24 protein-coding genes are annotated in these 22664 nt (G+C 55.4%); 14 read left to right on the forward strand and 10 right to left on the reverse strand.

The window, feature by feature from the left end; translation table 11 throughout:
- Positions 1–68: 68 nt before the first annotated feature.
- Positions 69–2279, forward strand: a complete 2211-nt coding sequence (locus HB779_RS12590; RefSeq protein ID WP_188342729.1) for a GumC family protein — start codon at positions 69–71, stop codon at positions 2277–2279.
- Positions 2280–2282: 3 nt separating this feature from the next.
- Here the strand turns inward: HB779_RS12590 and HB779_RS12595 are convergent, their stop codons facing one another.
- Positions 2283–3413 carry a GNAT family N-acetyltransferase gene (locus HB779_RS12595; RefSeq protein WP_188342730.1) on the reverse strand — a complete coding sequence of 377 codons (1131 nt, stop codon included), beginning with the start codon at positions 3411–3413 and terminating at the stop codon, positions 2283–2285.
- Between the two features lie 169 nt (positions 3414–3582).
- On the opposite strand from HB779_RS12595, the gene HB779_RS12600 reads away from it, so the two are divergent.
- Complete coding sequence (locus HB779_RS12600; protein ID WP_244642630.1) at positions 3583–4599, forward strand: polysaccharide deacetylase family protein; 1017 nt, start codon at positions 3583–3585, stop codon at positions 4597–4599.
- A 2-nt stretch (positions 4600–4601) separates the two neighbouring features.
- On the opposite strand, the gene HB779_RS12605 is transcribed toward HB779_RS12600, so the two are convergent.
- Positions 4602–4817, reverse strand: a complete 216-nt coding sequence (locus HB779_RS12605; protein WP_188342732.1) for a DUF2842 domain-containing protein — start codon at positions 4815–4817, stop codon at positions 4602–4604.
- A 182-nt stretch (positions 4818–4999) separates the two neighbouring features.
- Here HB779_RS12605 and HB779_RS12610 point away from each other — a divergent pair, with 182 nt between their 5' ends.
- From HB779_RS12610 to HB779_RS25735, 3 genes are all read left to right on the forward strand, one after another.
- Entirely contained in the window at positions 5000–6097 is a 1098-nt protein-coding gene (locus tag HB779_RS12610) for a COX15/CtaA family protein (protein WP_188342733.1), read from the forward strand.
- A 97-nt stretch (positions 6098–6194) separates the two neighbouring features.
- A complete protein-coding gene (locus tag HB779_RS12615) occupies positions 6195–7259 on the forward strand; it encodes an MFS transporter (RefSeq protein WP_371823848.1) in 1065 nt (354 codons plus the stop codon).
- Entirely contained in the window at positions 7199–7408 is a 210-nt protein-coding gene (locus tag HB779_RS25735) for a hypothetical protein (RefSeq protein WP_371823849.1), read from the forward strand. The genes HB779_RS12615 and HB779_RS25735 overlap by 61 nt, the downstream gene beginning before the upstream one ends.
- Here HB779_RS25735 and HB779_RS12620 read toward each other — a convergent pair.
- The 6 genes from HB779_RS12620 to HB779_RS12645 form a co-directional block, all read right to left on the reverse strand.
- Positions 7397–8251 (reverse strand): aminoglycoside phosphotransferase family protein, encoded by an 855-nt coding sequence (locus tag HB779_RS12620; protein ID WP_188342734.1) that lies wholly within the window; start codon positions 8249–8251, stop codon positions 7397–7399. The genes HB779_RS25735 and HB779_RS12620 overlap by 12 nt on opposite strands.
- Entirely contained in the window at positions 8244–9179 is a 936-nt protein-coding gene (gene argC, locus HB779_RS12625; RefSeq protein WP_188342735.1) for an N-acetyl-gamma-glutamyl-phosphate reductase, read from the reverse strand. Before argC ends, HB779_RS12620 begins: the two co-directional genes overlap by 8 nt.
- Positions 9180–9381: 202 nt before the next feature.
- Positions 9382–10332: an agmatinase gene (gene speB, locus HB779_RS12630; protein WP_188342736.1), complete on the reverse strand. Its 951-nt coding sequence runs from the start codon at positions 10330–10332 to the stop codon at positions 9382–9384.
- Positions 10333–10586: 254 nt separating this feature from the next.
- A complete protein-coding gene (gene rpsI / locus HB779_RS12635) occupies positions 10587–11063 on the reverse strand; it encodes a 30S ribosomal protein S9 (protein ID WP_188342737.1) in 477 nt (158 codons plus the stop codon).
- Positions 11064–11065: 2 nt separating this feature from the next.
- Positions 11066–11530 (reverse strand): 50S ribosomal protein L13, encoded by a 465-nt coding sequence (gene rplM / locus HB779_RS12640; RefSeq protein ID WP_091883815.1) that lies wholly within the window; start codon positions 11528–11530, stop codon positions 11066–11068.
- A 293-nt stretch (positions 11531–11823) separates the two neighbouring features.
- Positions 11824–12264, reverse strand: a complete 441-nt coding sequence (locus HB779_RS12645) for a PaaI family thioesterase (RefSeq protein WP_188342738.1) — start codon at positions 12262–12264, stop codon at positions 11824–11826.
- Between the two features lie 65 nt (positions 12265–12329).
- On the opposite strand from HB779_RS12645, the gene HB779_RS12650 reads away from it, so the two are divergent.
- From HB779_RS12650 to HB779_RS12670, 5 genes are all read left to right on the forward strand, one after another.
- Positions 12330–12878, forward strand: a complete 549-nt coding sequence (locus tag HB779_RS12650) for a hypothetical protein (protein WP_188342739.1) — start codon at positions 12330–12332, stop codon at positions 12876–12878.
- 23 nt (positions 12879–12901) lie between these two features.
- Positions 12902–13717, forward strand: a complete 816-nt coding sequence (locus HB779_RS12655) for an enoyl-CoA hydratase (protein ID WP_188342740.1) — start codon at positions 12902–12904, stop codon at positions 13715–13717.
- Positions 13718–13719: 2 nt separating this feature from the next.
- Positions 13720–14244, forward strand: coding sequence for a CoA-binding protein (locus tag HB779_RS12660; protein ID WP_188342741.1), 525 nt, complete (start codon positions 13720–13722; stop codon positions 14242–14244).
- 62 nt (positions 14245–14306) lie between these two features.
- Positions 14307–15593 (forward strand): O-acetylhomoserine aminocarboxypropyltransferase, encoded by a 1287-nt coding sequence (locus tag HB779_RS12665; protein ID WP_188342742.1) that lies wholly within the window; start codon positions 14307–14309, stop codon positions 15591–15593.
- Between the two features lie 4 nt (positions 15594–15597).
- Positions 15598–15948, forward strand: coding sequence for a cupin domain-containing protein (locus HB779_RS12670; RefSeq protein ID WP_188342743.1), 351 nt, complete (start codon positions 15598–15600; stop codon positions 15946–15948).
- A 337-nt stretch (positions 15949–16285) separates the two neighbouring features.
- On the opposite strand, the gene HB779_RS12675 is transcribed toward HB779_RS12670, so the two are convergent.
- Together HB779_RS12675 and HB779_RS12680 are read right to left on the reverse strand one after the other, a co-directional pair.
- Positions 16286–17536: a cytochrome P450 gene (locus tag HB779_RS12675; RefSeq protein ID WP_188342744.1), complete on the reverse strand. Its 1251-nt coding sequence runs from the start codon at positions 17534–17536 to the stop codon at positions 16286–16288.
- 26 nt (positions 17537–17562) lie between these two features.
- Complete coding sequence (locus HB779_RS12680) at positions 17563–17898, reverse strand: barstar family protein (RefSeq protein ID WP_188342745.1); 336 nt, start codon at positions 17896–17898, stop codon at positions 17563–17565.
- A gap of 40 nt (positions 17899–17938) precedes the next feature.
- On the opposite strand from HB779_RS12680, the gene HB779_RS12685 reads away from it, so the two are divergent.
- The 4 genes from HB779_RS12685 (at position 17939) to clpX (ending at position 22159) form a co-directional block, all read left to right on the forward strand.
- Positions 17939–19042 carry an FAD-binding oxidoreductase gene (locus HB779_RS12685; protein ID WP_188342746.1) on the forward strand — a complete coding sequence of 368 codons (1104 nt, stop codon included), beginning with the start codon at positions 17939–17941 and terminating at the stop codon, positions 19040–19042.
- Positions 19043–19080: 38 nt separating this feature from the next.
- Positions 19081–19866, forward strand: coding sequence for a transporter substrate-binding domain-containing protein (locus HB779_RS12690; RefSeq protein ID WP_188342747.1), 786 nt, complete (start codon positions 19081–19083; stop codon positions 19864–19866).
- A gap of 160 nt (positions 19867–20026) precedes the next feature.
- Positions 20027–20656 carry an ATP-dependent Clp protease proteolytic subunit gene (locus HB779_RS12695; protein ID WP_188342748.1) on the forward strand — a complete coding sequence of 210 codons (630 nt, stop codon included), beginning with the start codon at positions 20027–20029 and terminating at the stop codon, positions 20654–20656.
- A 228-nt stretch (positions 20657–20884) separates the two neighbouring features.
- On the forward strand, positions 20885–22159 hold the full coding sequence (clpX, locus tag HB779_RS12700) for an ATP-dependent Clp protease ATP-binding subunit ClpX (RefSeq protein WP_188342749.1): 1275 nt from the start codon (positions 20885–20887) through the stop codon (positions 22157–22159).
- Positions 22160–22664 lie beyond the last annotated feature (505 nt).

Genomic DNA, 22664 nt, shown 5'->3' on the forward strand with positions numbered 1-22664 from the left:
TTTTGCATATTTTAACCCGCTGGTTACCATAGGTCTTTACCATTGCGGCATTCATAGTGGAGTGACGAATGCCTCGGGCTGGCTCTGTCGATAGCGACGTAGATATTGATATCGGTGCTCTTTTCGCCAGCCTATGGCAGAACAGAGTGCGCGTTCTTCTCGGCGCCATTGTTCTGACGCTGGTCGCTTTTCTCATTCTGACGCTGATTTCGCCGAAATATCGTGCGGAGACCCGTATTCTTATCGAGACCCGCGAATCTGTCTTCACTCGTCCGAGCGGCGATCAGGGTGATGACAGGCCAATTCTCGATCAGGAGGGAATTAAGAGCCAGGTAGAGCTTATCGGTTCGTCCGATCTTTTAAAGCGGGTGATTGCCAAGCTTGATCTGGGCAACAAACCCGAACTGACCGCGAATGCCGATCCATCGACCCTCGTGCGCATATTAGCCAGTGTTGGGCTTGCCAAGGATCCCGATGCGACTGCCCGTGACGATTATATCCTGCAGGCTGTACGTGACCGTCTCGTTGTCTACAGCGTCCAAAACTCCCGCGTCATTGTTATCCAGTTCTCGTCCAAGGATCCCGTACTGGCAGCTTCCTTGCCCAATGCCATTGCAGATGAATATGTATCAACGCAGCAGGCATCGAAATCGCAATCGAACGCCGATGCCACAGGTTGGCTGGAGCCGGAGATTGCTGATCTCAGCAAGCGGGTAAAGGATGCAGAAGGCAAGGTTGCCGCCTATCGGAGCTCCTCCGACCTGTTGATCGGCCAGAACAATGCGGTTCTGGCAACCCAGCAACTGTCCGAACTCTCGTCGGAACTCTCCCGCGTGCGCGCCAACAAGGCGGCCACCGAAGCCAAGGCGGCAAGCGTGCGCTCGGCGCTCGCCAAAGGCGCGCCGGTCGAAACATTGCCTGACGTCATGGCGTCACCGCTGATTCAGCGGTTGCGCGAGCGTCAGGTACAACTCAACAATGATATTGCTGACCTGTCTGCGTCTCTGCTGGATGGTCACCCACGCATCAAGGCGCTGCGCTCGCAGCTCGCTGATCTCAACCAGCAGATACGCCTGGAAGCGCGTAAAGTGCTTGCGGGTCTGGAAAGCGAAGCAGAGACCGCGCGTGCGCGTGAAACTGAATTGAATCGCTCCTTGAATGGTTTGAAGGCACAGTCTTCAAAAGCAGGCGAAGAAGAAGTCGAACTGCGTGCTTTGGAACGGGAGGCCGCCGCTCAGCGTCAATTGCTCGAATCCTATCTCACCCGTTATCGCGAAGCTTCATCGCGCACGGATCGTGGGTATCTGCCAGCGGATGTCCGTATCTTCTCTCGTGCCGATAAGCCGGTTGAGCCCTATTTCCCCAAAGTACTGCCGATGACAATCGCAGCTTTCGTCGCCTCGCTTCTGGCCCTGAGCATCGGCACGCTTTTGAGTGCATTGTTCAGTGGCCGCGCATTGCGCCCGGCTCATGTTGCCGATGTCAAAGCTATCAAGGCGGATACAGGACCTGTTGCCACAAAGCCGGCGACGGTTGTTGCAGAGGAGAACATCGCACCAGCAGTCGTGGTAATGGCGCCAAGAGTAGAGCCGCAGCCGCTGCCTGTTATGCCAACACCGGTGTTTACAGCTGCCGCTGAAAGCCATGACCACCACGCGGATCACTCGGGCATATCCGCCGTTGCCGACAAGTTGATGGCAAGCGGCGCAGCCAGGGCTGTCGTTGTCTCGCCGGAAGGTGATGAAGCATCTGCCTTGACCATTCTTCTAGTGCGTGAACTGGCGGATCGCGGGGTGCGCATTGTGCTGCTGGATATGACCGGTTCCGGCGAAATCGGCAAATCAATGCTCGATGGCCAGAATCTCGCGGGTGTTACGGATCTTCTCGCTGCGGAAAAGCAATTCAGCGACGTCATCCATGCGGATCACTATTCCCAGGCGGAAGTCATTCCTCTCGGCATTTACGATCCGGCAAAGGCGATGAAGTCCATCGGGCGGCTGCCCATGATCCTCAATGCCCTGCAATCCGCCTATGATCTCGTCATGGTCGATAGTGGTCCGGCAACGGCTGCCGAGCTGGATCATCTGGTCAATGACAGCACTGAGATCATACTCAGTCTGGTCGATCCCGACGATAAAGACGTCAAAGATACGTCCATGGCAATTTTTGACGCCGGAATGTTCAAGCCCGAATTGCTGACGCCATTCAAGGACGGGGCTCTGCTTCTGGATGACGGTGTGATCAGCCGTGCAGATGTGCGAGCGCCGCTTCATTCATAGAAATCAGCGCCGCCCGAACATACGGGACCGCAGCTTCTTCACGCCAGCCCAAACCTTGTCATTGCTCTTGATCTTTCGAACCGCAGTTCTGCGCGCAGTGAGGTAAAGGGCATAAGCCTTTCCCTTGGCTGTAAGATTCACCTGCGTATCATAGGTGGGTGTCTCGATATCGGACCAGCCGCGCTTGTAAGGTTCATCGCCGATGCCGAAGCTGTAAATGGCACGACCAGTCGCGCAGCTGTCTTCTATATCTTCATAGAACAGGAACTCGCCAGGACTAGCACTGACCAACTCGTCTTCGACAATGCCGATGAAATCGATGAATGTCTGGGTTCCGGCATAGGATTTTCCCAGCACCGCGCGATGCCGCCCCGCAACTTCCAGCGCTTTCAGCTGAAAAAGGGAAGGTCTGCCGTCCACGTGCCGGGCAAAAAGTTGCTGGAAGAAATTCTTGATCCCCGCCGGTTCATAGGTGTTGCTGATCCCGGCCTTGGCCAACCGTTCCGCTTTGTTGGTGAAATAGGTTTCAAGCATCGCATCTGTTTCAACAGATGAGGCCGCGGTGATAATCTGGAAACCGCCAGCTTCGTCATATTGCCGGGCGCTGCTCCGGTGTTTCTTTTTCTTGCGCTTGGCACTGTGGCGCTCAAGTACCGTGCTGAAATCCCCACCCAGCGCGATAGCAAGACTGACATTGGCGTTTTTACCGCTCGGAAGTTGCAGGAGTGGATTTCTGCAATCACCCAGTTGAGGAAGTTGCCGCCCCAGAGCCACCAGATCGATATCCGGTCGCACCTGATGCAGGGCACCAAACAACCGGTTCAAGTCGTCTGTGCTGATCGGATGGGCAGGGGAAACGGCAGGAAAATTGCAATTGGCATGGGGTCCACCGGGATAGGTCGCGATGGAAAACGGTCCAGACCGGCTGATCTCCAACGGCAGAACAAAAGCCGCTGTTTCCGCCGAAGAGAGCACCGCGACCAGGCAGTCCCGGTTGACATTGGCCTGCCACAGGGAAAACCAGTCGGCCGTTTGTGCCGGACCGCAAACATATCCCTCTGGAAGCGCCTGCCACGATTTCGCTGCCTCAATGGGCTCAGCAACAATTTTTGCTTCAAACTGCGGGAGCGGCATTGCTGGTTCCATTGAAAGAAGCGTTACAGACAATTGGGATACGTTGATCAACCATATATAAACATTTAGGCTGCAAGAAATGGCAGTCATAACCTTATCTCATAATGCTTGAATAGCGCGAATTGGTGAAGGAATGGTCCACGCGGCCGACTTGATACGAAAGGCCGTGATGCGACTGGCGTGGCACACCGGTTTCGCCACCACTGCGCGCGACCATTTCGGTGGGCTCGGGTCTGTCATTATGCTGCATCGTGTACGCCCGGATTGTATCAGCCCGCTCGGCGTAACCCGCTCCCTTTCGATCACACCTGCATTTCTGGAACAGATCATCCTCGCGCTGAAAGCCGAAGGAACCGAGCTGATTTCCATGGATGAAGTGGTTGAACACGTCAAAACCGGAAAGCGTTCAGACCGGCGTTTTGTCGCTGTTACCCTCGATGACGGCTACAACGACAATCTGAACCACGCCTATCCCGTGTTCCAGAAACATTCTGTTCCATTCACCGTCTATGTTGCGCCGGGCTTTATCGAGGGCGCAACGGTCCTTTGGTGGGAAGTTGTCGAGAGCATTATCGTCAAAGCCGATCACATCAAGATCCCGAACGGTCCTGAATGGCGCTGCGGAACGCTCTTTCAAAAGCGCGCGGCCTTTCATGCCATGATGCGCTATTTCTCCTATACATTGACCGAACTGGAGCAGATGCCGGTTCTGCGTCATCTGTGCGAGGTGCATGGTGTCGTTTGCGGCGTGGCGCAGGATCGTGACGTGATGAGCTGGAATGAGGTTCGCCAGATCAACAGCGACCCGTTATGCACCATCGGCGCTCACACGGTTCACCACTATAATCTGAAGAAACTGACCGCGGATATGGTGGCGCAGGAGATGCAGCTGTCAGCGGATATGCTCGAGGACAAGCTTGGCGCACGGCCGCAGCATTTTGCCTATCCCTATGGTTCAGCCAAGGCAGCCGCACGACGCGAGGCAGAAATCGCCGCAAGCGAAGGCTTTCTTTCTGGTGTAACCACGCGGCATGGCACCATTCATGCGGAGCACCGCAACAATTTGCATGCTCTGCCGCGAATTTCCATCAATGGACGTTTTCAGAAACTGATTTATGCGCAGACGATGATGAGCGGCGTCACAACGCCGATCGCCAATGCGGGACGGCGCGTCATACAGGCTTGAACTCAAATCTTCTTTTTGGGCGCCTTTTCCATCCAACTGATGATGAACATGGCCGGAATGACCCAAAGCAGGCCCGTTCCCAGAAAATACAGAAGATGGATCCAAGGGCTGGCATTGGCCAGAAGCACAACGGCGAAGAGCGTAGCGACGATGGCATAGACGCAAACCAGTGTGACCAGCAGGAATGTTCCGATGAGTTTCTTGAGCCTTACAGGCATATCAATCCATTCCAGATGCGAGTTCCAATGTATTTGAAGTACTCATCTAATCGGTAAAACTACACGCGAAAAGCAAAAAAGCCCTTGAGGCCCCGAAAACGCGACGGCTTGTCGCGTAAGTCCGGCTTGTCATCCCGGCGCTAATGCTGCACCTATCCGGCCACCCTACAGGAGTGTTTTGAATGGCCGCCCACACATTGTCCGAAGGGGCTGTGTCCTCCGCCCGAGATCAGGAAGCCCGCAATCGCAAGCTGATCCGCCTTTGGCTCTATCTGGTGCTGATCGTGCTTGCAACGATTGTACTGGTTGGCGGTGCAACGCGTATGACGGGCTCGGGCCTCTCCATTACTGAGTGGAAACCCATTCACGGCATCATTCCTCCATTGAATTATGATCAGTGGATGGAAGAATTCGACAAATACCGGCAAATTCCCCAGTACGAGCAACTGAACAAGGGCATGAGCCTTGGCGAATTCCAGCGGATTTTCTGGTGGGAATGGTCACATCGCTTTCTGGCGCGGGGCGTTGGCTTTCTCGTGGCGATTCCGCTGATCTTCTTCTGGGCCACCGGCCGTCTTGAACAGCTTTTGAAACCCCGCATGATCGCTATCCTGGCGCTTGGCGGCCTGCAGGGTGCCGTTGGCTGGTGGATGGTGGCTTCGGGCCTGTCCGGACGCGTCGATGTCAGCCAATACCGACTGGCGACACATCTGACGCTGGCCTGCATCATCTTTGCCGCAGTCATGTATGTGGCGCGGGGGCTGGCCGTTTATTCTGAACGATCCGCCGACAAAAGCACGCAGCGCTTTGCCGGCTGGTTCGTGGTTTTCGTCTTCATCCAGATTTATCTCGGTGCGCTGGTCGCCGGACTTGATGCCGGGCTTTCCTACAATACATGGCCGCTAATGGATGGATCAGTCATTCCGGGCGACCTGTTTCCTATCCAGCCGATCTGGCACAATCTCTTCGAAAATCCCAAAACCGTCCAGTTTATCCATCGCTGCTTTGCCTATTTCGTATTGCTGGCGGCACTCTTGCAGGCCATCTCCACGGTGCGCCGTTCGCCCGGCACAACCCATGCCCGCCGGGCCATATTTCTGGTTGTGCTGGTGCTTCTGCAGGCGGCAATCGGCATTACAACCTTGCTGATGCAGGTGCCGATGAGCCTTGGCCTGCTGCATCAGGGTTTTGCCATCGTCATTCTGGGCTTCTCGGTCGCGCATTGGCGTGCCACCAAGGGCGCCTATCCCTTGCAAACGCAAATCAGTTCAGGCCGGTAATGCTCAATCTGTATTTGCATCGAGACTCGGTGTAGTGATTTGAGAGCTTCGCTGACTAAGGTCGGCGCGGCTTCCCGCCGTATCGAAAGCCAGACCCATGATCTTAAGTGCGAGACGCTCCACGGCCGCTGTGACAGGTCTGGCAGTCACGCAGATCGTCAGCTACGGCACACTCTATTACAGCTTCAGCATCCTGGAGCCCGCCATGGCGCAGGAGTTCGGCCAGTCGCGTGAATGGCTCTATGCGGCATTCTCGGGCACGCTCCTGATTGGTGGTATCGTCTCCCCATGGTCCGGCCGTTGGGCTGATCGGTTCGGGGCAGGGCGCGTCATGACTTTTGGCTCGCTGGCCGCCACTTTGTCCCTTCTCCTGTGTGTCCTGTCGCAGAACTGGTTGTGGTTCGCTCCGGCTCTGGTGACGACCGGCATGGCAACGCCCTTCATTCTTTACAACACGGCGTTTGCGGTGCTCGTCCAGATCGACCCGCAGATGGCGCCGCGTCGTATCACCTATCTGACACTGATCGCCGGATTTTCCTCGACCTTGTTCTGGCCGCTGGCAACCCGCATGCTGACTGTATTGAGCTGGCGTGACATCTACATCTTCTACGCCGGGCTGCAGTTTTTCATCTGTTTCCCGATCCATTTTTGGCTGTCGCGGCTGACGCGACGCTCGCCCAAACTGCACGGGGAGCCAGTGGAAGAACCATCAAAGGTCATCGGCGGGTCTTTGCCGCTGGAAAGCAGGCGTACTGCATTGCTGCTGATCATGACGGCCTTTTCCTTCGCCAGCTTTTCGCTGTCAGCCATGCTGGTGCATCTGGTGCCGGTGCTTGCGGCCGTGGGGGTCGGCACCTCGGCTGTGCTGGTTGGCGGACTTTTCGGCCCGTCGCAGTTCGCTGCGCGTCTAGTGAATATGGTCTTTGGCGACAAGCTCTCGGCGATGTCGATTGCGATATTGTCGACGGCTCTGATTCCGCTGTCATTTCTGATGTTGATCGTGCCCACACCAATGCCATTGGTGTGGGCGCTGTGTTGTTCGCTATGCTTTTCGGCATGGGGTCTGGGCTCAACAGCATCGTGCAGGGGACATTGCCGCTGGTGCTGTTCGGCCATCAGGGATACGGCGAAGTTCTTGGCAAGATCACCTCGGCACGGTTGATCGTTTCGTCATCCGCGCCGTTTATCTTTGCCTTCATCATGCAGAAGCTGGGACCAACACTGGCATTGTCGGTGGCTGCCACGGTCGGTGTTCTCGGCGTCGCAACATTTTTCAGCGTCGCCCGGCTGGTGCGGCGCTCAACCCAGTGACGTGCGGACGCGCTGTACCGCTCTGGCGACATCAAGGCTGCGTTCTGCTTCCTCGAAATTCTCGTCTTCCGTGTGCCACGATGCCGAAAGGCAGGCGTGTGACATGGCATATCCGAGGATTGCCCGAATATCCCTGTCGAATGCTCTGGAGAATGTGAGCGCCATCGTCGCAACGCGCGTATCATTGGCGCGCAAATCCTGCCGTTCGACTGGATTGTAGAACATATTGGCGACGTCATACATAGGATCACCGAGCAGCCCCTGAGGATCGATTGCCAGCCAGCCACGTTCGCCGAGCAGAATATTTTCATGATGCACGTCGCCATGCAGCGGCTGAGTGTCCACCGGGTTGCTCAGGAGATTATCGGCGACGGCAGCAGCCTCGACAAACAGACTGTCAGAGCCGTTCTTCCGGTCAATAACGGCCTTGGTGAACAGGCTGATATATTGTTCCCGTAGCGGCTTCAGGTCAGATGCAAAGGATTTGCCTTTGCCTGTATTGGCCAACAGATTCAACAGCACATCCACAGAAATTGCAGTTGCAGCATTATCGCCATGCTCGTTCAGATGATCGAGCAATGTACGGCTACCAGCATATTCGAGCAGAAGCAGATTGCCGTGCTCAGCCAGCACACGGATGGCACCATTGCCATCGTGCCAGTCCAGATAATGGACGCCGCGTAATTCGTTCTCCACCCCGATCTTGTTGAGCGCCTTGACGATCGCAGGCGAACCATCCGCCAGCCGCACCTTGATGATGCGGCTGGTATGGGTTTCAACGAGCAATTCAGGAGAAGATATCTGCCATTCGGCAGGAAAGGTCTCGTGTATGCTATCAGCCATGCTTCAACATAAGATCCAGATTTTGCACTGCCGCGCCTGAAGCACCTTTGCCGAGATTGTCGAGAAGCGCCACCAGATTGACCTCTCCCTGACCCGGGGTACCCAGTACAAACAGCTTCATAATGTCCGTATCGCGCAGTTCTTCCGCGTCGATCCGGACCAGACCGGCGCTTTCGGCCAACGGTACGACCTGCACGATATCTTGGCCGTCATAATGCGCCTGCAGAGCCGCATGGATGCTTTCCAATGATGCATTTCCATTGAGATCACCGGTAAAGACAGGAACTTGTACGATCATGCCCTGTGCAAAGCGGCCCACGCTCGGACTGAAAATAGGACGGCGATCCAGATGGCCATGCGTCTGCAATTCCGGCACGTGCTTGTGCTTGAGCGGCAGACCATAGAGGAAATTATTGGCGCTGATGTGCTCCGGATTGGCAGGGTCTTCCATCTGCGCAATCATCTGCTTGCCGCCACCGGTATAACCGGAAACCGCATTGACAGTGATTGGATAGTCGCCGGGAAGGATACCCGCATCGCGCAGTGGCCGCGCAAGCGAGATCGCGCCGGTTGGATAGCAACCGGGGTTGGCAACCAGACGCGCGTCGGCGATTTTCTGCCGCTGGGCATGGTCCAGTTCGGCGAAGCCATAGGCCCAGTCCGGATGAATCCGGTGCGCTGTGGATGTGTCGATAATCCGCGTCGAGTTGTGACCTTCGAGGATCGAAACGGCTTCCTTGGATGCATCATCCGGTAGACAGAGAATGGCGACGTCTGCGCCCTTCAGAAAGTCGGCACGCAATTCCTTGTTGCGCCGCTCGGCTTCTGGAATGGATAGGACTTCCAGATCGTGACGGTTTGCCAGCCGGGTCCGGATCTGCAGACCGGTGGTGCCGTGTTCGCCGTCGATGAAGATTTTCGGTTTCATGTTATATGCCTTTGAAGCTTGGTATTCAGTGGGTTATCGAGAAAACCGGATTCAATATAGGAACAAGGTTTTGAAAATTCAGCCCTGATGAGGCAACTGGTGTGGTTTTCGAGAACCGGAGCGCAGTGGACATTTTCGTCCATGAGCACCGGAAGCGCAGAAAATCGCATCAGGTCGCCATCAGGATGGATTGTTCCAAGCTTCATCGCTTGGCTTTTTTCTCCGCCAATATACCCAGATAGTACATCGCTATTGTGGCACCGGCGATGGCCGTCACATCCGCATGATCATAGGCGGGGGCAACTTCAACAACGTCGGCACCGACAATGTTCAATTCTGTCAGGTGCCGCAGCACTGAGAGGATTTTCGCCGATGACGGGCCGCCAGCAACTGGTGTGCCTGTACCGGGAGCAAAAGCCGGGTCAAGACAATCGATATCAAACGTCAAATAGACCGGCTTGCCTGCAGTGCGCTTGACAATCGCCTTGGCGATCTCGGCAGCAGACATTTCCTCGACTTCATAGCCATAGACGATCTGCAGACCGCAATCATCCGGTGCATGGGTGCGGATGCCAACCTGAATGGAATGGGCGGGATCAATTACGCCATCGCGGGCGGCCCGTCCGACAAACGAACCGTGGTCAATCCGCTTGCCGTCATCATACCATGTGTCCTGATGCGCATCGAACTGCACCAGCGCAACTGGCCCGTGTTTGGCTGCATGGGCTTTCAGAATCGGCCAGGTGACGAAATGATCGCCGCCCATGGACAGCAGGAACGCCCCCGATTTGATAATCTTGGCGGCTTCCCGTTCGATGATTGCCGGTGTTTTCTGATGGTTGCCATAATCGAGCAGGCAATCGCCGTAATCGATCACAGCCAGATCCTCGAAGAGATCGCGCTGGAACGGATATTGCGGGTCATTGTCAAAAATGGCCGATGCCCGCCGGATAGCCTGCGGGCCAAACCGTGCTCCCGGCCGGTTGGAAACCGCCGCATCGAAGGGAATGCCCCAGACTACGACTTCCGCACCGTTCAAATTCTTGGTGTAACGCCGGCGCATGAACGACAACGCACCCGCATGGGTGGGGTCCGTGGCGGCACTGGTCAATGTCCGTGCAGTGAAGGCGTGATCGATAGTCTTCGAGGGCATTGGATTTATAACTCCGGAGATTCTGGCACTACCAAGATACGTGGTTCGACAAGCTCACCATGAGGGAGAGTGAGGATTGCAGGGAGCTATATTCTGCAATATTTCCGGTTACCCTTACAGCACCGTCTTCCCTCATGGTGAGCTTGTCGAACCACGTACCACATATGCAGCGACGCTATCTAAAACTCTGTTCAGCGCAACAAAAAAGCGGACCCGAGGGCCCGCTTTCTGTTCTGTCCAATTGAAACGCTGGTTTAGCGCTTCGAGAACTGGAAGGAACGACGGGCCTTCGCCTTGCCGTACTTCTTGCGTTCAACAACGCGGCTATCGCGTGTGAGGAAACCACCCTTCTTCAGAACGCCGCGCAGAGCAGGTTCGAAGTAGGTGAGAGCCTTGGAGATGCCGTGACGAACGGCACCGGCCTGACCGGACAGACCACCACCGGCAACGGTAGCAATGATGTCATACTGACCAGCACGGTTAGAGGCAACGATTGGCTGCTGCAGGATCATCTGCAGAACCGGACGGGCAAAATACTTGCCGTATTCCTTGTCGTTGACGATGATCTTGCCGGAACCTGGCTTGATCCAGACGCGGGCAACCGCATCCTTACGCTTGCCGGTTGCATAGGCACGGCCCTTGGCATCAAGCTTCTGGACATGAACCGGTGCAGCAGCCTGCGTCGATGCGGCAGCAGTACCGAGTTCTGCGAGCGAGTTGAGCTCAGCCATTCTTATGCGCTCCTTTTGTTCTTGGAATTCAGCGCGCCAACGTCGAGGACTTCTGGTGCCTGAGCTTCATGTGGGTGATTGGAACCTGCGTAAACGCGGAGGTTCTTCATCTGGCGACGGCCGAGGGGACCACGGGGAACCATGCGCTCGATAGCCTTTTCAACGACGCGTTCCGGAAAACGGCCTTCGAGCAGCTGACGTGCAGTGCGTTCCTTGATGCCACCTGGGTGGCCGGTGTGCCAGTAGTAAACCTTGTCGGTAAACTTCTTACCGGTGAGTGCTACCTTCTCTGCATTGATGATGATGACATTGTCGCCATCGTCAACGTGAGGGGTGAAGGTTGCTTTGTGCTTGCCGCGCAGAATGTTGGCGACGATGGAAGCGAGACGGCCGACGACGAGACCTTCGGCGTCAATCAGGATCCACTTTTTCGTCACATCTGCTGGCTTTTGTGTAAAAGTAGCCATTGTGTTCGTCCTTGACATCATCCTTCACTAAAGGAAGGCTTTTCTTGTTGCTTAACGTTGTGCCGATCTTGCAATCGCACAACAATGAAATGCGGCAGGAAGAGACCCACCGCAGTCGAGGGTTCAATACCGGGGCCGCTTGATCACGTCAAGCAAAGGTTTTTGTTTGATTTCAAAAATAATAAAGCAGAATCAATGTCTTAGTAAAAAGGTATTATATTACCACACATTCTCGAGCTAGGCTTTGCCGGTTTTCGGCTCGAAATACCCGTGAAACCCGGAAATTGAGGCCATCAGTCCCGCGGTGGAATCGAATAGGTCGCCGTGGCATGCGCCACCAGTTCATCATTTCCCGCGCTGGTCAGAGAGATATCAACGACCGCCAGTCTTTTACCGAGTTTGAGCAGCTTTGCGGTAGCATTCACCGGTCCGAGCTCCGGCTTACGCAGGAAATTGATGTTGAGGTTTGTCGTGACAGCCAGCGCAACCGGCCCGATCTGGGCAAGAATCGCAACATAGGCGGCGATATCGGCAAGTGCGAAAAGCGTTGGCCCGGAAACAGTGCCGCCCGGACGCAAGTGCTTTTCCGCTGGATCGAGCCGCATTGTAGCATATCCCGGCCCTGCGCCGGTGACTGTATAGGCAATGCCGTCGGCATTCACTTGCGGGAATTCCCGTTCAAGAAACGCCGTTAACCCTTCGACATCCAACGCAGTTCCCAAGGTACTCTCCATCTGTTCTCTCGCGGCATTCGCTGATATTCCTAGCCATCCGCGTCTCCTTTGCAAGGAAGCCAGTTATGAAATCGCTTCGATCATTTGCCGGTTCGCTTTTTGTCATGACGATTGCCTCAGCTTCGTTTGTGGCACCATCGCACGCACAAACAGCGCCAGCGCCGCTGATTGAGCCATTCAGTCTGCCGGCAAAGCCAGTGGCGCTCAATCAGGATATTATCAAGCGCTATCTCTACAGCTTTGCCCCCGTCGGTGCTTTGATGAAAGAAGTGGCCGGGGCTGCCGTCGCACCGGAGGAAACGGCCAAGCTCGATAAGAAGGCGGCAGAATACGGTTTCAAAAACTTCGAAGATTGGGGTGAGACCACCCGAACCATCATGGTAACGTATCATTGGGCGACCAATCCCGATCCGCGCGAGGAAGTGGAAAAAGCCCTTGCCACCATTCCCACAATGCCCAACCTGTCGGACAAAGAGAAAGCCAACATGATTGACGGCTTGAAGGCAGGGCTAGCAACGGTTGAAAATGCCCGGCCGTCGCCGGAAAACCTGGCTGTCGTCAAACGCCACCTTGGTTCTATCAAACCACTCTATAATCAGTGGTCCACCCGCTGACAGAAAACGCAATGAGGAATGCCATGGGAGAAGTTCACGTCATTCGCAAGGATGAACCGATTGTCGGATATGAGCTGGCTTCGGGCGTTTTGCGCCTGACATTGCAAAATCCGCCAGCCAACGCCCTTTCCATAGCGATGATGCAGTTGTTGCTGGATCATTTGACGGCTGCGCGCGAAGACAAGGCGGCCCGGGTGATCATCATCGATTCGGCGCAAAAGCTGTTTTCTGCGGGTCATGATCTGAAGGAACTCACCGCGCACCGGCAGGACGCCGACCGGGGGCGGGCGTTCTTCGAGCAGACCATGCTGCTTTGCGCCGAATTGATGCAGGCGATCGTTCGTCATCCCCGGCCGGTTATCGCTGCAGTTGGCGGGCTGGCTACAGCGGCGGGCTGCCAGCTTGTCGCCTCGTGTGATCTTGCCATTTGCTCGGACAAGGCGACCTTCTGCACGCCGGGTGTCAATATCGGTCTGTTCTGTTCCACGCCAATGGTTGCCCTGTCGCGCAATGTCTCGCGCAAGCAGGCCATGGAAATGCTGCTGACCGGCGAGACCATCGACGCTTCAAGCGCACGTGAATTCGGTTTGATTAACCGGGTCGTCCCGCAGGAATATCTGAATCCGATTGTCAGGAAATACGCCCAAACCATTGCAGAAAAATCAACTTTGACCGTCAAGATCGGCAAGGAAGCTTTTTACAATCAGGCTGAAATGGGCCTTTCTGATGCCTATGACTACACCGCACGCGTGATGGTGGAAAACATGCTGGCGCGCGATGCGGAAGAGGGCATCAATGCTTTCATTGAAAAGCGTAAGCCGGAATGGACGGGTGAATAGCCATGGATCACGATCATTATCCCGATGATTACATCCATGGCATCCTGTCATCGGTCAAAACCGTTGCCATGGTCGGCGCATCGGCAAACGAGGTTCGGCCCAGCTTTTTTGTGATGAAATATCTGATGGCGAAGGGCTATCGTGTCATGCCTGTTAATCCCGGGCAGGCAGGCAAGGAGATTCTCGGCCAACTGGTCTATGCCCGCCTTGCCGATATTCCAGATACGATTGATATGATCGACATATTCCGTGCCTCCGACGCCGTGCCTGGCATTGTCGATGAAGTTCTCGCATTGAACCCGCGGCCGAAAGCCATCTGGATGCAGTTGACCGTGCGCCACGATGAAGCGGCGCGCAAAGCCGAGGCGGCTGGTATCCAGGTGGTGATGAATCGCTGTCCTAAAATCGAATATGCCCGCCTGTGCGGCGAAATCGGCTGGAGCGGCGTCAATTCGCGGGTGTTGTCGTCGAAAAAGCCGCAACTGCGTTCAGGCTTTCAAAGTTTTGGCTTGCGTCAGCCAAAATGATTTGGCGTGGCGGTCACAATCCCATAGCCTGACCCAAATCAGTCATGATAGGGAGATAAACCATGGCGCATCGCGCACCCGGAATTGAAACTCTTGCCGTCCATGCGGGCGCTCAGCCTGATCCGGCAACCGGGGCACGCGCCACGCCGATCTATCAGACCACGGCCTTTGTTTTCGATGATGCCGACCATGCCGCCTCGCTGTTTGGCCTGAAAGCCTTCGGCAATATCTATACCCGCATCACCAACCCCACCAATGCCGTGCTGGAAGAACGCGTGGCTGCACTCGAAGGCGGCACCGCTGCGTTGGCTGTGGCATCCGGCCATGCGGCGCAGTTTCTGGTGTTCCACACGCTGATGCAGCCCGGTGATAATTTCATCGCCTCAAAGAAACTCTATGGCGGTTCAATTAATCAGTTCGGCCAGTCGTTTAAATCCTTTGATTGGCAGGTCCGCTGGGCTGAGCCCGATGATCTCGCCTCGTTAGAAGCGCAGATTGATGCGCACACACGCGCCATTTTCATTGAGAGCTTTGCCAATCCCGGTGGCATTGTCACCGATATCGAAGCGATTGCCGAAATAGCCCACAAGCATGGGCTGCCGCTGATCGTAGACAATACGCTCGCATCGCCCTATCTGATCCGGCCCATCGAGCATGGCGCTGATATCATCGTGCATTCCATGACCAAATTTCTTGGCGGTCATGGCAATTCCATGGGCGGTGTCATTGTTGATTGCGGCACGTTTGACTGGTCGAAGTCAGGCAACTATCCGCTGCTGTCGCAACCGCGCAGCGAATATAATGGCATTGTCCTGCATGAGACCTTTGGCAATTTTGCCTTTGCCATCGCCTGCCGGGTGCTGGGTTTGCGTGATCTCGGACCAGCCCTTTCGCCGTTCAATGCGTTCCAGATTTTAACCGGTATCGAAACGTTGCCGCTGCGGATGCAACGTCATGCGGATAACGCTTTGACGATAGCCGAATGGCTGTCAACGCATCCAAAAGTGGCCTGGGTCAGTTATGCCGGACTTTCCAACGATCCTTACCACGCCTTGCAACAGAAATACGCGCCGAAGGGCGCGGGCGCTGTTTTCACCTTCGGTTTGAAAAGCGGCTATGAAGCCGGGGTAAAACTCGTCGAAAATCTGCAGCTGTTTTCGCACCTCGCCAATATCGGCGACACCAAGTCGCTGATCATTCACCCGGCTTCCACCACGCACCGGCAGCTCAGCGACGCACAGAAGATTGCAGCAGGTGCCGGACCTGACGTGGTGCGGTTGTCCATCGGCATCGAGACGGTCGAGGATCTGATTTCCGATCTTGAACAGGCTCTGGCAAAGGCAGGATAATATCATGACAGTGAGCCATTTTGTCCGGATTGATTTCGGCAATATTGACCCCGAGCACGGCGCACCTGCACCTGACCGGATTATCTCGGGCGATCCGAAATTCCGTACATGGAATTGCGACGAAGCCGAAGGAGGTCTCTATGCCGGGATTTGGGAAGCAACGCCGGGCAAGTGGCGCATCGTCTATGATGAATGGGAATTCTGCCACATCCTGTCCGGCCGCTCGATCGTTACGGAAGAAGGCGGCGAGGAAAAACATCTGGAAGCGGGAGACAGTTTTGTCCTGCGTCCGGGATTTCGCGGGACGTGGGAAGTGCTGGAAACCACGCGCAAGGAATATGTAATTAGGTTGTGAATTCGATACCAGCATTTCCTGAAGGTGTTTGGCCCTTGTGAGATTTTTCTTTGTTATCGTAAAGCCCAACTATTTCCGTCATCCTCGGGCTTGACCCGAGGACCCATGGGTGAGGAGCACCGAGATTACAACTCGTGCAAAGTGTTCCAGTAAATCGCGGCTTCAATGAAGTGAGGACGTATCTGGATACAATGGAATCTGGGACTAAGGCCTTTTCTTCTTTGCCATGGGTCCTCGGGTCAAGCCCGAGGATGACGGAGAGAGCGGTATTTGTGATCAAGGAAGAACAGCAAAGGCATGCCTTCACATCATGCGTGGTAATGCTCTTGTCATCATCTCACCATTCCACCGCCAAGCGTTCCAATCCATGGAAGTGATATGTATCCTTAAACCGGGGTGGCTCCTTGCATCGAATTCCCGGCAGGCGGTCAAACAGCACTTTAAGCGAGACCTGCAGCTCCAGCCGCGCCAGCGGAGCGCCGATACAAAAATGAATGCCCGCGCCAAATGACAGATTTTTCTGATCGGTCCTGTCAGGTCTAAAAGCGTCTGAATCGGCAAAGGCTTTGGGATCGCGATTGCCGGCACCGAGCATCAACCCGATCTGGTGGCCGGGTTTGACTACGATGCTATCGCCCAGATCGATCTCCTCATAGGCATAGCGGGTGAACATATGCAGCGGTGCATCGAACCGCAGGCATTCCTCAACCGTGTTTGCTGTGTGCTCCGCATCAGCAAACAAGTCCGCAGGGTTTCGCCCGCTTTCGAGAATTGTCTTCACCGCATTGCCGGTCTGGTGCACGGTGGCCTCGTGCCCGGCATTCAGCAACAGGATCGCAGTGGTGATCAGTTCGTCTTCGGAAAGTTTTGCGCCATCGGCCTCCGCCGCAAGCAAGAGGCTCAACAGATCATCCGCAGGCTCTGAACGCCGTTTGCCCGCATATTCACGCAGAAAGCCCGAGAACTCGACAGCTGCCGCATTGGCGCTGTCTTCAGATCGCCTGTCGCGGCCGTGCATATACATCGCCACCATGCGGTGCGACCAGTCGAGCAACTGCGGCGCTGCTTCGGTAGGAACGCCGAGCATTTCGGCGATCACCGTCACGGGGATTGGTGTGGCAAAATCAGCGATCAGCTCGGCTTCGCCTTTCATCTCGAACCGGTCGATCAACGCGTGTGCCAAGGTCTCAATGCGCGGACGCAACCGCTCCACCTGCCGCGAAACAAAAGCCCGGTTGACCAGCGTGCGCAGCCGCGTATGCGTGGGCGGCTCAAGCTCGAGCATCGAGAATGTCTCGACATGGTCGAAGTCTTTCAGATGCGAACGGTCATCGGCATTGCCCTGCGAATCGGCCGCGCTGTTCCGCCGTTCCCGGCCAAACCGGCGATCACGCAGCAACTTGCTGACACTGTCATAGCCGATGAAACACCAGAACCCGTATTCCTCCCAGAAAAACGCCGATGTCTGTGCATGCAACAAAGCATAGGTTTGGTACGGGTCCTGCACAAAATGCTGGTCATGTGGATCAAGCTGCAAACGGCGAGTGGCTTGATCAAAGTGCAGGGATGTGCGCGTTACAAGGGTCATGTCATGTTTACCGTGGGATGAAGCAGTCAGGCGAAGGCCAGACAGAGGACAGGTTTAAGACCAGCTTCCATACGCCGCCAATTCACAAAAGCGGCGCATTCCAGAAGGTCGTCATAGGCACGGCGGCAATGTTCGCGCATCTGATCGATGGCATCCAGTTGCAACACCACCATACCGCCTTTTTCAACAGTGATTTTGGTCATGCCGTCGTCCGGCTCATCAAGGGATGTCATGCAATCGATCCACGCATCCATATTGGCGCCGTAAAAGCCGGGAAGGCCAAAGGTTGCCGCAAATACGCTGTGAAAGCTTTTTTCGTCGAAAATGTTTGAGCAATCGATGCGAATGGTCTCATATTGCATGCGAATCTCCCTCCGTTCCAAGTCATAGCAGGACCCAATCATGAAAATCACCATTGTCGGGGCAGGAATTGCCGGGTTGTCCAGTGCATGGTCGCTGACCAAGGCCGGGCATTCTGTCACGCTGATCGAGCAGGGTCCGATTCCCAACCCGCTGGCCGCCTCCGGCGATCATCACCGTATCATTCGCCGCGCCTATGGTGCAGCAGGTGGCTACGCCGACGCAATTTCTGAAGCTTATGAGGCTTGGGATGAACTCTGGCAGGATATTGGAGTGACCCACCTTGATCCGCGCGGCTTCATTTGCATCTCGCGCGAAGCAGGCGACGAGGCGGAGGAATATCGCGCTGGGCTCGAACATGGCGGTTATCCGCTGGAACTCTACGAGCCCGCGGAAGCGATCAAGCGCTATGCCTATTTGGAAGAGGGCACTTTCCGCTACGCATTTTTCTCGCCGGAAGGCGGCGCACTGCATTGCAAGAAGATCGCGACGGATATTGCCCGCTGGCTCCGTGCCCATGGCGCCACATTGCTGGAAAATACCAAGGTAACGGCCGTCGATGCGGCGGCAGGGTCGGTGACCCTGGCTGATGGAACTGTCATTGCTGCCGATAAGGTTGTCGTCACTGCCGGTGCCTGGGCAACGAAGCTTTTCCCGGATCTGGTGTCCTCGCTCACCACGTATCGCACCGCGGTTGTCTATCTCGATCCGCCAGCAGACCTCAAAGCCGCTTGGGATAATTCCCCGGTTATATTGGATGTGGGCGGGCGCACTGACGGCTACATCATTCCGTCAAGCGGTGGCGGTGGCCTGAAATTCGGCTCCGGTCTGCACAAACGCAAATCCGCTGACGCCGATGCAAGCCGCATTCCGGAGCCAGGTGAGGGCGAAGCCATCCGTGATCTGTTCGCGCCGCCGATGAAACGGCTTGGCGAATACAAGGTCACCAATGTTGTCACGTGCGCCTACACCTTTACGGATGACGAGCGGTTTTTTGCGACTGAGAAAGACAAGTGCCTGATTGTTTCCGCCTGTTCGGGCCACGGCTACAAGTTTGGTGCGGCGGTGGGACGGCGTGTGGCACAGGCTCTGGGCACAGGCGACGTGCCTCTGCTCAAGCGCTGGTTGCGGGCCGAGGCCGCCTAAATCGCAAGCCTGATAACATCCAATCAAGGGAGAGAGTGATGTTTCGTTCTATTATTGTCTTTTTCAGCCTGCTGTTGGCAAGCGTACCAGCCGCCTACGCCAAAGACATGCAGCTGGGTTCCCGGCTGGATGCCATTGTTGAAGCCGGCGTTCTGAAAGTCGGCTCCACCGGGGACTACAAGCCGTTCAGTTACAAGGACCCGGCAACCGGCGAGTTTTCCGGCTTCGACATCGATCTTGCCAAAAACCTTGCCGATACTTTGGGCGTAAAGCTTGAAATCGTACCGACCTCGTGGCCGCAGATGATGCAGGATTTCGAGGCTGAAAAGTTTGACGTTGCCATGGGCGGCGTTTCCATCACCTTTGACCGCCAGAAAAAGGGTCTCTTCTCCATCCCCTATATGCGTGAAGGCAAGACACCAATTGCCCGCTGCGCTGACAAGGGCAAGTTTGAGACGCTGGCTGAAATCGACAAGCCCGAGGTGACGGTTATTGCCAATCCGGGCGGCACCAACGAAAAATTCGCGCGCGCCAGCCTGAAACAGGCAAAGATTGTCATTTTCCCTGACAATACCAAGATATTTGATGAAGTAGCCGCTGGCCGGGCCGATTTGATGATGACCGACGCGTCGGAAACCCGTTATCAGGAAAAGCTGCATGCGGGTGTGTTGTGTGCTGTTCACCCTGATACGCCGTTCAACTTCGCCGAGAAGGCCTATTGGATCCAGCGGGATATCGGTCTGAAGGGCTTTGTGGATCAGTGGCTGCATCAATCCATCGAGACCGGTGCCTATGGCAAGACCTATGACAAATGGTTCAAATGACAGATCCGGACCCGATAGTGTCATTTTGCCGTCACGATCAGGCATGCAAGGCTGCAGAACATCTTGCGGAACAGGGTGGCGACACCCTATGTATCGAATTAGTAATCCACGAATCTGGGGGCGTTCAAACCCCTTATTCTCCAAAAGCTGAGGCCCACCGATGAGAGATCCAATCGAAACAGCAATGAACCTCGTACCGATGGTCGTCGAACAGACCAACCGGGGCGAGCGGGCCTATGATATTTTTTCGCGCCTGCTGAAAGAACGCATCATTTTCATTACCGGACCGATCGAGGACGGTATGTCGACGCTGGTTTGCGCCCAGCTTCTGTTCCTTGAATCGGAAAACCCGAAGAAGGAAATCAACCTCTATATCAATTCCCCCGGCGGCGTCGTCACGTCAGGTATGGCGATCTATGACACCATGCAGTTCATCCGTCCTGCCGTCTCGACCCTTTGCTTCGGTCAGGCTGCGTCCATGGGTTCGCTGCTGTTGACAGCCGGTGAAAAGGACATGCGCTTCGTTCTGCCGAACGCGCGGGTCATGCTGCACCAGCCATCCGGCGGCTTCCAGGGCCAGGCATCCGATATCGAGCGCCATGCGCAGGATATCATCAAGATGAAGCGCCGTTTGAACGAGATTTACGTCAAACATACCGGACGCGATCTCGAAACAATCGAGCGGACACTCGACCGCGATCACTTCATGACGGCGCAGGAATCACTTGAGTTCGGCCTCATCGACAAGGTGCTTGAGTCGCGTGCGGTCCTCGAAGGGGATACAAAGTAACCGGCTAAATGGCCGCACCGGGTCAGAAATGAACTTTTTTGACCCGGATGCGTACTTTCTGCCACACAACTGGCTTGCATGCAGGCCAACAGACGTTACGTTAAGTCATTGGTGAGTAGAGGAAGCCTATTCTTCGAATTACTATTCGAATCATTCCCCGCAGGGCATAGTCCGAGGGGGTGACCGGTTCCCGGCCAAACAGGGCGCCGATACTGAAAGGAAACTGCAATGAGCAAAGTCAGCAACGGCGGCGGTGATTCCAAGAATACGCTTTATTGCTCGTTTTGCGGGAAGAGCCAGCACGAAGTTCGCAAGTTGATTGCGGGCCCGACTGTATTCATCTGCGATGAATGCGTTGAGCTGTGCATGGACATCATCCGCGAGGAAAACAAATCCTCGATGGTGAAATCCCGCGAAGGCGTTCCGACGCCGCAGGAAATCATGGCTGTACTCGATGATTATGTCATCGGTCAGAGTCATGCCAAGCGTGTTCTCTCTGTCGCGGTGCACAACCACTACAAGCGGTTGGCCCACGCATCGAAAAACAATGAAGTCGAATTGGCCAAGTCCAACATCCTCCTTGTTGGTCCAACCGGTTGCGGCAAGACCTATCTGGCGCAATCGCTCGCCCGCATCATCGACGTGCCGTTTACAATGGCAGACGCGACGACGCTGACGGAAGCTGGTTATGTCGGTGAGGACGTCGAGAACATCATTCTCAAGCTGCTCCAGTCTGCCGATTACAATGTCGAGCGGGCACAGCGCGGAATTGTCTATATCGACGAAGTCGACAAGATCAGCCGCAAGTCTGACAATCCGTCGATCACCCGGGACGTATCTGGCGAGGGCGTGCAGCAGGCGCTGTTGAAGATCATGGAAGGTACGGTTGCTTCCGTTCCGCCACAGGGCGGGCGCAAGCACCCACAGCAGGAATTCCTGCAGGTGGATACAACCAATATCCTGTTCATCTGCGGCGGTGCCTTTGCCGGTCTCGACAAGATCATCTCGGCGCGTGGTGAAAAGACCTCCATCGGCTTCAGTGCTGCGGTCAAGAGCCCGGACGAGCGCCGCGTTGGCGCAATCTTCCGCGAACTTGAGCCCGAAGATCTCCTGAAGTTCGGTCTGATCCCCGAGTTCGTCGGTCGTCTGCCGGTTATCGCAACGCTGGAAGATCTCGATGAAGTCGCTCTGGTTCAGATTCTCTCCGAACCAAAGAACGCTCTGGTCAAGCAATATCAGCGTCTGTTCGACATGGAGAATGTTGAGCTGACATTCCATGAGGATGCTCTCAAGGCCATCGCCAAGCGCGCTATCCTGCGTAAGACCGGTGCCCGCGGACTGCGTTCGATCATGGAAAAGATCCTGCTTGATACGATGTACGAACTGCCAACGCTTGATGGCGTGCAGGAAGTGGTTATCTCCGGCGATGTCGTCGAGGGCAATTCGCGTCCGCTCTACATCTATGCGGAGCGCAAGGAAGAAAAGGGCAATGTTTCGGCTTGATACGCCGGACCAATGTCAGAAAAGCAAGGGCTCCGTATATCGGGGCCCTTTGTTTTTGATATCGCATTTGTTGCGTGACTTAGGACGTCCACTCGTAAATATGGTCGAAATGGTATGAGGCCATTTGTTCGGATACGAGGAGCAAAGGCGATGGGAATGTTTATCCATTCTCAAGTCCTTTGCGACGATGTAGCCGGGCAAATGGACCATATCCTCCGGACGCCGAAACGGCTGCAAGCTGCAGTGTCGAGCCGCTCAGCCGGGGGAAAGGCCCCGCCCTTCGCGCCTCTCCTCGCATCTTTTGCCGTTTCAGGCGCCATTTCAGCCAGATTTATGAGTTGACGTCCTAATTGCGCCACGAAACAATATTTACGATTGATTAACCATGAGGGGCGCACTCTTTTTGCAGAGCCACGTAGGCCAGAAGACCTTCAGTGGGCAGTATTGTCCCGGTCGATCGATGATTTCCACGAAAATCATCCTCTTCAGAGCTGTGCTGCGTCGC

Source organism: Phyllobacterium sp. 628 (assembly GCF_014189505.1).
Taxonomy (GTDB): domain Bacteria; phylum Pseudomonadota; class Alphaproteobacteria; order Rhizobiales; family Rhizobiaceae; genus Phyllobacterium.